Annotated in this window: 12 protein-coding genes; 7 read left to right on the top strand and 5 right to left on the bottom strand. The window is 34.2% G+C overall.

Going from position 1 to position 9,101, the window contains the following annotated elements:
* The first annotated feature begins 271 nt into the window (after positions 1–271).
* The 6 genes from NBX25_RS23900 to NBX25_RS23875 all read left to right on the top strand — a co-directional run bounded on the left by NBX25_RS23900 (position 272) and on the right by NBX25_RS23875 (position 3,640).
* Complete coding sequence (locus NBX25_RS23900) at positions 272–736, top strand: hypothetical protein (protein ID WP_123908973.1); 465 nt, start codon at positions 272–274, stop codon at positions 734–736.
* 79 nt (positions 737–815) lie between these two features.
* Positions 816–1,265, top strand: a complete 450-nt coding sequence (locus tag NBX25_RS23895) for a hypothetical protein (RefSeq protein ID WP_123908974.1) — start codon at positions 816–818, stop codon at positions 1,263–1,265.
* Positions 1,265–1,762, top strand: a complete 498-nt coding sequence (locus tag NBX25_RS23890) for a metallophosphoesterase family protein (protein ID WP_250255739.1) — start codon at positions 1,265–1,267, stop codon at positions 1,760–1,762. Before NBX25_RS23895 ends, NBX25_RS23890 begins: the two co-directional genes overlap by 1 nt.
* A gap of 9 nt (positions 1,763–1,771) precedes the next feature.
* Positions 1,772–2,266: a DUF8465 domain-containing protein gene (locus NBX25_RS23885; protein ID WP_123908976.1), complete on the top strand. Its 495-nt coding sequence runs from the start codon at positions 1,772–1,774 to the stop codon at positions 2,264–2,266.
* Between the two features lie 18 nt (positions 2,267–2,284).
* Positions 2,285–3,001 carry a DUF3822 family protein gene (locus NBX25_RS23880; protein WP_250255738.1) on the top strand — a complete coding sequence of 239 codons (717 nt, stop codon included), beginning with the start codon at positions 2,285–2,287 and terminating at the stop codon, positions 2,999–3,001.
* 66 nt (positions 3,002–3,067) lie between these two features.
* The gene (locus NBX25_RS23875; protein WP_250255737.1) at positions 3,068–3,640 is read left to right on the top strand and encodes an RsmD family RNA methyltransferase; all 573 of its coding nucleotides are present in this window, start codon (positions 3,068–3,070) and stop codon (positions 3,638–3,640) included.
* On the opposite strand, the gene NBX25_RS23870 is transcribed toward NBX25_RS23875, so the two are convergent.
* Entirely contained in the window at positions 3,637–3,984 is a 348-nt protein-coding gene (locus NBX25_RS23870) for a winged helix-turn-helix transcriptional regulator (protein WP_250255736.1), read from the bottom strand. The genes NBX25_RS23875 and NBX25_RS23870 overlap by 4 nt on opposite strands.
* An 85-nt stretch (positions 3,985–4,069) precedes the next feature.
* On the opposite strand from NBX25_RS23870, the gene NBX25_RS23865 reads away from it, so the two are divergent.
* Positions 4,070–4,669, top strand: a complete 600-nt coding sequence (locus tag NBX25_RS23865; protein ID WP_250255735.1) for a nitroreductase family protein — start codon at positions 4,070–4,072, stop codon at positions 4,667–4,669.
* Positions 4,670–4,846: 177 nt separating this feature from the next.
* Here the strand turns inward: NBX25_RS23865 and murI are convergent, their stop codons facing one another.
* The 4 genes from murI to NBX25_RS23845 all read right to left on the bottom strand — a co-directional run bounded on the left by murI (position 4,847) and on the right by NBX25_RS23845 (position 9,069).
* Complete coding sequence (murI, locus tag NBX25_RS23860) at positions 4,847–5,677, bottom strand: glutamate racemase (RefSeq protein ID WP_123908981.1); 831 nt, start codon at positions 5,675–5,677, stop codon at positions 4,847–4,849.
* A 140-nt stretch (positions 5,678–5,817) separates the two neighbouring features.
* Positions 5,818–6,942 carry a radical SAM family heme chaperone HemW gene (hemW, locus tag NBX25_RS23855; RefSeq protein WP_250255734.1) on the bottom strand — a complete coding sequence of 375 codons (1,125 nt, stop codon included), beginning with the start codon at positions 6,940–6,942 and terminating at the stop codon, positions 5,818–5,820.
* A 51-nt stretch (positions 6,943–6,993) separates the two neighbouring features.
* Positions 6,994–7,944 (bottom strand): PorP/SprF family type IX secretion system membrane protein, encoded by a 951-nt coding sequence (locus tag NBX25_RS23850; protein WP_123859016.1) that lies wholly within the window; start codon positions 7,942–7,944, stop codon positions 6,994–6,996.
* Between the two features lie 51 nt (positions 7,945–7,995).
* Positions 7,996–9,069, bottom strand: coding sequence for an RluA family pseudouridine synthase (locus tag NBX25_RS23845; protein ID WP_185145598.1), 1,074 nt, complete (start codon positions 9,067–9,069; stop codon positions 7,996–7,998).
* Positions 9,070–9,101 lie beyond the last annotated feature (32 nt).

Raw genomic sequence — 9,101 nt, 5'->3', positions numbered from 1 at the left:
AATTAAAAATAAAACCCATTTAATACACCAAAAAGTGAATACATCTGTTTTTACGATCACCAATTTCCAAGGCAAGAATCAATTTTTAAGATTTAAAAAAATGTTTTTAAGAATTAAATAAAAAAATGACAACAAAACAACAAATGTCTCAATTTGAGAATTTATTGAAAATAGTAAATGACTTTGACAAATTTATTGTAAGCGGAAAACTTTCAGCCTTATATTGAAAAGCTTAATTTTGTCAATATTAAAGTGTAATCATTTTAAAAGTATGAAAAAGTCGATCCCATTTCTTTTGTTGTTATTCTTCGCAGCCGGTTTTATGAAAAGCCAGGACAAAACCTCAGACCCTTTTCTCTTACAGACCTGGAAACTGAATAAGCTGGATGACTACATTTATACTTACGAAAAGCAGAATATTTTTGATGCCAAAACCCCTGGTTTAAAATTTAGTAAAAACGGAAAAATCATTGGAAATTTGAGTAAATCAGCCAATGGTTATGATACAAAAGAAGATTTTCCAGGAAAAGCCTCAAAAATGGAACGGTATATGGGAAGTTGGAAAAAAGTTTCAGATACCACCATTGCCATTGTATTTTCTTCAAACAACAGCATGAATGGAACTTTTGTAATTTCCAGGCTTACTGAAAGCGGATTAAAGCTAAGAAAGGTCTTCAGTGCAGACATAGAAAAAAAACTCGACTCCATACGAAGAACCAAGAATATTTCTTATTAGACCTTAAGTAGCCATATAAAATTCAATCAAAATCATTTTAGTAAAGCTTCTTTATATTTGTAATTTAAAACATTAAAAAATGATAATAAACAGACTATTCGCTTTCTTCTTATTGATAGCGGGCTGTAATTTATATTCATCGCAGGATGTAAGCATTAAAGATGATAAAGTTCTTCTGGATGGAAAACAAATTTTAAAAGCAGAAAAGATCAATCTTACGCAATATTCTTTCTTCTCCATGAAAGATGATGAAGAAGTACTGATGTACAAATACATGGATAATGAAACGCCAAGATATGTAAGTGATGATTATTTTGTCCTGAACTTCCTAACGGAAAAAACCAGGGTAGAATCTACTGACTTAGCAAAAATTGCCAATTTTATGAATTCCAAGAAAGGCATGGAAAAGTTGGTAAGGTGGTTACTCAAAGAAAGAGTGATCAATCAGGATGGAGAACTAAATCCTGATCGTCTTGCAATATTCAAAGAAAAATATGACGAAAACATTACCCAAAGAACCCTTAGATAATGACAAAAATCCTTCTCCTATCCGATTCTCATTCCTATATCGATGAACGGATTCTGGAATATGCATCCCAAGCCGATGAAGTCTGGCACTGTGGAGATTTTGGAAGCATAGACGTTATTGAACAGCTGGAAAAAATAAAACCTTTAAAAGGTGTATACGGAAATATAGATAACTCAAAAATACAATCTGAATTCCCTGAAGTCAACCGGTTTTTCTGTGAAAAACTGGAAGTTTTAATGATTCACATTGGTGGATATCCTGGAAAATATACTCCTATAACCAAAAAGGAAATTGCGGAAAAAGCTCCTAAATTATTTATCTCAGGACATTCCCATATTTTAAAAGCAATGTATGATGAAAAGAACAATCTTTTACACTTGAACCCAGGAGCCTGTGGAAAACAAGGTTGGCACAAAGTGAGGACGATGATGCGTTTTGTAGTGGATGGGGAAGAAATAAAAGATCTTGAAGTGATTGAGCTTGGTTCAAGAGTATAAAATAAGAAAATGAAAATCGGAGATACAGTTTCTGTAGTAGATGAAGATTTAAACGGTGTGGTAACTTCCGTAAAGGGGAATATTGTTGTTTTCAAAGATGAATATGGCTTTACTCATCAATACCCTAAAGAAAAACTCGTCCCCAAGAATCCTGATCTTTATGAAAATATCCGGGTAATAAAAAAAGCGGAGCCTAAAAAGATCATTTCTAAAAAACATCAGAAAAATCATTTGGTTTTAGACCTGCATTTTCATAATTTGGTAAAGAATCCTAATGATTATGATAGTTTTGAAAGACTGTTTATTCAAAAGGAAAAACTGATTGAAGTGATCGAATTTTGCAGAAGAAATAATTTAAAGAGGCTGGAAATCGTCCACGGAATTGGGGATGGAACGTTACAACGGATGGTTCGGGATGTTTTGGATAGCCAGGTTAATATTGATTTTTATAATAAGGAAATACTTCACCATCAATCGGGTGCGGTAATGGTAGAATTTCACTAAATTTGCAGGAATTGAAATATGAACGTACTTAATTTACTTTTTACCAAAGACGGATTGATTTATCAGATTGTTAAAAACAAAAACATTCTGGTGGAGAAATCTTATTTCGTTACAGAAGAAACGCCCGCGAACCTTATAGAGGAAAAGCTGGATGAAGTTCTTCTCAAACAGCGTTTTGATGAAATTCAGGTAATTTCTGCACTGAATCATTTTACATTGATGCCTGAAGGTTTCTCTGACCATGATGCCGGATTTGATCTGATCTCATTTAACGCTCCTGCTGATAGAGAAAAAGAAGAGCTGATGCTTTCCATCAACAAAAAATTCAACATTCAGTTTTATTATACTTTCCCTAAACACTATTATAAAAAAATAAAGGAGCTGGCGATACCAGTACATTTTAATTTTTCAGGGGAAAAGTTTCTAAGCTCTATCCACAATAAGAATAACAAGGAAATCCATATCAATCTTTACCATAATCAGTGTGAATTTTTTGCCATTGATAATAAGAAGATCATCCTTTACAACAATCTGGATGTGAATTCTGAGGTAGATTTCCTTTATTTCATCATGTTTACATTAAGTAAAATAGGTTTCGGAATTAATGAAACCAGCTTTTACGCTTATGGTGAAACTACAGAAAATGAAACGTTCATTTCTGAACTTCAGAAGTTTGTAAGAAACCTGAAGATCGTTTTTGACAATATTCCTAATAAGAATTTTATACTTAACTAGAGATAGGTAGTAAGATAAAATAAATTTATATATACCTATAATCTACCCCCTAAACCCTAATACAACATGTTCAGAATAATATCAGGCAAATGGAAAGCCAAAAAAATTGCCGCTCCCAAGAACTTTGAAGTAAGACCAACCACGGATTTTGCAAAAGAAGCCTTATTCAGTATTTTGGAAAATAAATACGATATGCAGTCAATCTCTGTATTGGATCTTTTCGCAGGAATCGGTTCTATTTCCTTCGAATTTGCTTCCAGGGGATGCCAGGATGTAACTTCTGTTGAATTGAATCCAAAACACACAGCCTTCATCAATTCTACAGCGTCTGAACTTGACATGGCTCTTCAGATCAATGTACAGAGAGGTGATGTATTCGACTGGCTGAAAAAATTCAGAAACAAAAAATCGTTTGAAATCGTTTTTTCTGATGCTCCTTTTGAAATGGAAGAGAAAAAATATTATGAATTGATCTCTTTAGTTCTGAATAATAAGTTCCTGAAAGAAAACGGAGTTCTTATTGTAGAGCATCAAAGCCGCATGAAACTGGAACATCCAAACCTGATAGACACGAGAAAATACGGAAACGTGAGTTTCAGTTTTTTTGATCCGAATAAAGAAGATAACCAAGAACTTTAGTTCTTGGTTATTTTTTTTGAATTCCCAGGAGCATCTATTCCCCATCGGGTAATTGCTTCCAGAACTGGCAGCAATGTCTTTCCAAATTCTGTTAAGGTATATTCTACCATCAAAGGTGGTTTTTCTGTATATACTTTTCTGTCAATGATATTATCCTCTTCCAACTGTTTAAGTTGAAGACTCAATGTTCTTTCTGTAATTGTAGGAATATCTTTTCTCAGTTCGTTATATCTTTTGGCACCATGAATAAGATGGTGTAAGATGACAGCCTTCCATTTTCCACCTATAAATCGCATGGTTACACTCGTACAGCAAGGGTAAGATTTGTTATCTATTGTATACATTTTTTATACTATCATTTTTAACCGTTATTGCAAAGTTAAGAAACTTAAATTAATTTTGTAACTATAAAAATGATAGTATAAAATTATGAACTTTTTAAACAATATGAAAACAAGGTATACTGTAAAAAAGTATAACCCACAGGGCAATATCAGTGAAGAGCAGATCTCTCAACTAAAAGAAATCCTGAACTTAAGTCCATCTTCCATCAACAGTCAGCCATGGAATTTTATCTTTGTAAATCGTGGTGAGCTGAAATCACAGCTAGCAGAGGTTTCTTTTATTAATAAAGAAAAAGTAATCGACTGCAGCCACCTGATTATTTTTCAGGTTCTTAAAAATCCTGAAGATTTTGAAAAGCAAATCGAAGAAAACCTCCCTGAAGGTGCTGTAAACTATTACAGAACCAGAGTAAAGCCCAAAGGAGATGCTTTTGTTAAATCCTGGTTAGGACATCAGGTATATTTATCATTAGGAGTACTCCTTTCAGCTTGTGCAGATATGGGAATTGATTCAACACCGATGGAAGGAATAGAACCTGAGCTCTATGACGAGATTCTGAAAAATAATAAATATGAAACATTATTTGCTGTTGCAATCGGGGAAAAGCTGGATACGGATGCCAACCAGCCTCAATTCAATCCAAAATCAAGATTAAACGCTGAGAAAGTGATCCTGGAAGCATAATTTGAAAATATGAATATACTTTATGTGGTATGATATTTTTTACCACATAGAAACATAGATAATAAGCTTACCTAAAACTATACTGTACCTATGGCAATATACAGTAATTGCGACTGCTTTACAACGCTTGCAATGACTAATAAAAAAGTCTGCTTCTTTATGAGGCAGACTTTTTATTTATAATACTTTGAATTCTAAATCAATGGTTTTACCGAAGAATTTTTTTGAGATCTTTTCAAAGTTTTTGGTAAGATCCGAAAGGTAGAAATGGTAATTCGGTTTAGGATTATTTTCATTCAGAAGATTGTATTTATCAAGAATAATCTTCAGATGATTGGCTACAATATTAGGCGAATCAATCACTCGAACCCTGTTTCCATAATACTGTTTAATCTCATCAATCAACAATGGATAATGGGTACAGCCCAAAATTAATGTTTCAATATTTTTCAGCTTATTATTACTCAGATAATTGTAAATAATCGCATGAGTAATCGGATGATTCTTAAATCCTTCTTCAATAGCCGGAACCAATAAAGGCGTTGCCAATTCATCTACCTTAATCCATTTATTGTGCTTCCTGATACTCTTTTTATACAATCCGGAGTTCACAGTAGCCTTAGTAGCGATTACTCCAACATTATTATGAATTTCGTAAGATACTTTTTCAGCAACGGGATTAATAACGTCTATAACGGGGACTTTCCCTGCCACTGACTGCATTACTTCATTCAAAGCATTAGCTGTAGCTGTATTACATGCTATTACAATTGCTTTGCAGTTTTGCTCCAGCAGAAAATTGGTGATTTTTGTAGAGTATTCTATAATCGCTTCTTTCGACTTTTCCCCATAAGGAAGATGCTTGGTATCTCCAAAATAGATAAGGTCTTCATTGGGCAGAAGCCTTTTGATTTCCTTAGCAACAGTAAGACCACCTACTCCGCTATCAAAAATACCGATAGGCTGGCTGCGTGAAAGATGCGAATAATCTTGTTTTTTAGTTTTCAAACGACACTGAAATTTTATACAAAATTAATGAATTTATATGGTATAATATACTATATAATTAAGAAGCTTCAATGCTGGATGCAACCATCAGCTATATTTTAAACATGCCATGCTGAGTAAAGTTGAAGCATCTTGTCATATTACACCATAAATAAGTCTGAGGCAATTCCATCTGCCATAAACCAATGCTTTTCCGGAATTTTCAGATGTTCATTTTCTATGATTAAAATACCTTCTTCCATTTTATTTCTGATCTCATTTTTAAAATGCTCCATGAACCGCTCATCAAACTTTTCTTTTAAGCTTTTCATATCTACCCCCCAAATGGTTCTCAACCCTATCATAATCATTTCATTAAACTGATCTTCTTTAGAAAGAATTTCTTCTTCCTTGGCTAGGAGCTTTGCACCGAGTTTTTTAATGTATTGTTGATTATTAGCAATATTCCAGCTTCTCACATCAAATCCGTTGTAAGAATGTGCGGAAGGGCCAATTCCTAAATATTCCTGATATTTCCAATAGGCTGAATTATGTCTGGAATAGAATCCAGGTTTTGCAAAGTTTGAAACTTCATAATGCTCAAAACCGTTATCTTTTAAAAAGTCAGATAGATAATAGAACTCACGGTTCTGTTCTTCTTCTTTCGGACTTTTAACTTTCCCTTTTGATATCCAATTGTCAAGAGCTGTTTTAGGTTCAACTGTTAAAGCATAAGAGGAGATATGAGGAACTTCCAGAGCAATAGTTTTATGTAAATTTTCTTTCCAGATCTCCAGATTGGAAGTAGGGGAACCATAGATGAGATCTATACTTAGGTTTTCAAATCCAAAATCCTGAGCACGTTTGATAGATCCTTCTGCTTCTGAAGCGGTATGAGCACGGTTCATCAGTTTAAGATCTTCTTCAAAGAAACTCTGGGTTCCAATTGACAACCGGTTAACAGGTGTTCCTGCCAGTTGTTTTAAGAAATTTTTATCCAGATCATCCGGGTTGGCTTCCAATGTGATTTCAATATCTTTTTCGAAACTAAAACCGTGTAAAACCTCATCAATTAAGGAATTAATTTCATCCACTGAAAGAATAGAAGGAGTTCCGCCTCCAAAATAAAGCGATTTTAAACTTTTACTTTTCAGCTCATGCTTTCTAAGCTGTATTTCCGTTTTCATCGCACGAAGCATTTCATCCTTAAAATTAAGAGATGTTGAAAAATGGAAATTGCAATAACTACACTTTTGCTTACAGAACGGAATGTGAATATATATCATAAAAAAAGCTCTGAAAAAATTCAGAGCTCAAATTTATTTAAATTAAATTGATTAATATCTATATCCTCGAACATTAATAAAGTTATCGAAGTTATACCCAAGTCCGATCATGAAGCTGTTTCCTCCATACGTTTGAATATCAGACAAACCTAGGTTATAAGTAGCTCCAATCATGATTTTGTTCAATCTTACTTTAACAATCGGAGCAATTTCCAATTGCTGGCTGTCAAATCTGTTCTGAGCCGCTCTATAACTTACCCCTACAGAGAATGCATTCACTTCATTATTGAAGGTAGCCATTAGGTTATAGTCCATTACTCTTGTTGAGTTCGTATTTAGATTAATCATGGCAGCAGGCGTTAACATGATGTTATCTGCAATATGCCAGTTATATCCTAAGTTTAAGAAAAACTTAATTGGAGAAGGCTCCCATCCGTTAACAATAGGTTTATCATTACCTAATGCAATATCATTTACGGAAACACCTCCAAAAAGGTTTCTATAAGTAGCAGCCAAACCGAAGTTAGCATAAGCCATGAAAATATTCTGCTGATCTCCTTTTACTAAAGGATCTCCCTGCTCTTCAACGTTGATTTTAGTATAATCAAAATTTCTGTTGTACAAACTTACACTTGTACCAAATGAGAACTGATCTTTTCTGTCTCCTTCACTACTTAGAGGAATAAAATATGAAGCACCCGCCGTAATACCACCCGCAGATTCAGCTCCGTTGCTGTCTCTGAATATGGTAAGACCAGCACCAACTCTATCGAAAATGTTTGCATTAATTCCCACCGATTGTACATTTGGGGATTCGCTGAATTTTGAAAATTGCTTCTGATAAATGGCATTGAGCTGTACGTAGTCTGTTTTACCGTACTGAGCTGGGTTGAACAGGAAATCACCATCCAAAAGATACTGTTGATAATATGGTAGTGATTCTTGTGCTTTGTATGCATTTGACAAAAGAGCTAAACATACGATAGCATATAGTTTTCTCATAACAAATCTTGATTTCAATTCAACAAATATAAAAAAAATCTCAATATATTTTTAGTTTTCTAAATAAATTCTCCATTTTTTTACAGCATCCTCCATATCTTTAGGCATTGGGCTTTCAAAATATAATTCCTTTTTTGTTGTGGGGTGTATAAATCCTAGGGTATGTGCATGCAATGCGTGTCTTGGAAGAATTTCGAAAACATTTTTAATAAACTGTTTGTATTTTGGAAGATTCACACCTCTTAAAGGCGTATGCCCTTCATAGCGCTCATCATTGAACAATGTATGTCCAATATGTTTGAAGTGTGCTCTAATCTGATGGGTTCTTCCCGTTTCAAGCTTACATTCTACCCAGGTCATATACTTAAATCTCTCTAAGACTTTATAATGGGTAACAGCATGTTTTCCATGGCTGCCATCTTCGTATACAGACATCTGCATTCTATTTTTAGGATGCCTTCCGATATGTCCTCTGATGGTTCCCTCTTCTTCCTGAGGATTTCCCCATACAAAAGCCCAATACAGCCTTTTGGTAGTCCTGTTGAAGAACTGCTTAGCCAGAAAGCTTAATGCATATTCATTTTTAGCCACTACCAGAAGTCCGGAAGTGTCCTTATCAATTCTATGAACAAGTCCTACCCTGTCAAGATCAGATTTTGAGCCATTTTTTTCAAAATGAAATGCCAGAGCATTAACTAAAGTTCCATCCCAGTTTCCATGTCCGGGATGTACTACCATACCAGGCTCTTTATCTACAACTACCAGATCATCATCTTCATACACTATATTAATAGGAATATCCTGTGGAATAATTACATTTTCCCTTGGCGGACGGGTTAGTAGTATTGAGATCTGATCTCCGGGTTTTACACGGTAATTCTGCTTTACTGCAGCACCATTGACTATAACGTTTCCAGCTCTGCAGGTTTGAGAAATTTTATTTCTTGAAGAATTCTGACGGTGTATTAAAAGAAATTTATCAATTCTTAATGATTCCTGTCCTGGATCAACCGTAATATTAAGATGTTCATATAAACCTTTGTTTTCCTCATCAATATCGATATTATCAATACTGTTGGAGTCTAATAATTCTTCGTCTAAAAAATCTTCGTTATCTTCTGACATTGTATTTATTTTTTTACACAAAAGGCTTCAAC

The sequence above is a fragment of the Chryseobacterium sp. Marseille-Q3244 genome, assembly GCF_940807095.1.
Taxonomy (GTDB): Bacteria; Bacteroidota; Bacteroidia; order Flavobacteriales; family Weeksellaceae; genus Chryseobacterium.
The sequence above is the reverse complement of the archived record's forward strand: the minus strand, read 5'-3'. Positions and strand labels throughout refer to the sequence as shown.

What these genes read in the sequence shown, in the direction of transcription:
- NBX25_RS23885 (WP_123908976.1), top strand. Translation starts at nt 1,772, where the DNA reads ATGAAAATCGGAGATACAGTTTCTGTAGTAGATGAAGATTTAAACGGT.
- NBX25_RS23875 (WP_250255737.1), top strand. Translation starts at nt 3,068, where the DNA reads ATGTTCAGAATAATATCAGGCAAATGGAAAGCCAAAAAAATTGCCGCT.
- NBX25_RS23900 (WP_123908973.1), top strand. Translation starts at nt 272, where the DNA reads ATGAAAAAGTCGATCCCATTTCTTTTGTTGTTATTCTTCGCAGCCGGT.
- NBX25_RS23880 (WP_250255738.1), top strand. Translation starts at nt 2,285, where the DNA reads ATGAACGTACTTAATTTACTTTTTACCAAAGACGGATTGATTTATCAG.
- NBX25_RS23845 (WP_185145598.1), bottom strand. Translation starts at nt 9,069, where the DNA reads ATGTCAGAAGATAACGAAGATTTTTTAGACGAAGAATTATTAGACTCC.
- NBX25_RS23870 (WP_250255736.1), bottom strand. Translation starts at nt 3,984, where the DNA reads ATGTATACAATAGATAACAAATCTTACCCTTGCTGTACGAGTGTAACC.
- NBX25_RS23850 (WP_123859016.1), bottom strand. Translation starts at nt 7,944, where the DNA reads ATGAGAAAACTATATGCTATCGTATGTTTAGCTCTTTTGTCAAATGCA.
- hemW (WP_250255734.1), bottom strand. Translation starts at nt 6,942, where the DNA reads ATGATATATATTCACATTCCGTTCTGTAAGCAAAAGTGTAGTTATTGC.
- NBX25_RS23865 (WP_250255735.1), top strand. Translation starts at nt 4,070, where the DNA reads ATGAACTTTTTAAACAATATGAAAACAAGGTATACTGTAAAAAAGTAT.
- NBX25_RS23895 (WP_123908974.1), top strand. Translation starts at nt 816, where the DNA reads ATGATAATAAACAGACTATTCGCTTTCTTCTTATTGATAGCGGGCTGT.
- NBX25_RS23890 (WP_250255739.1), top strand. Translation starts at nt 1,265, where the DNA reads ATGACAAAAATCCTTCTCCTATCCGATTCTCATTCCTATATCGATGAA.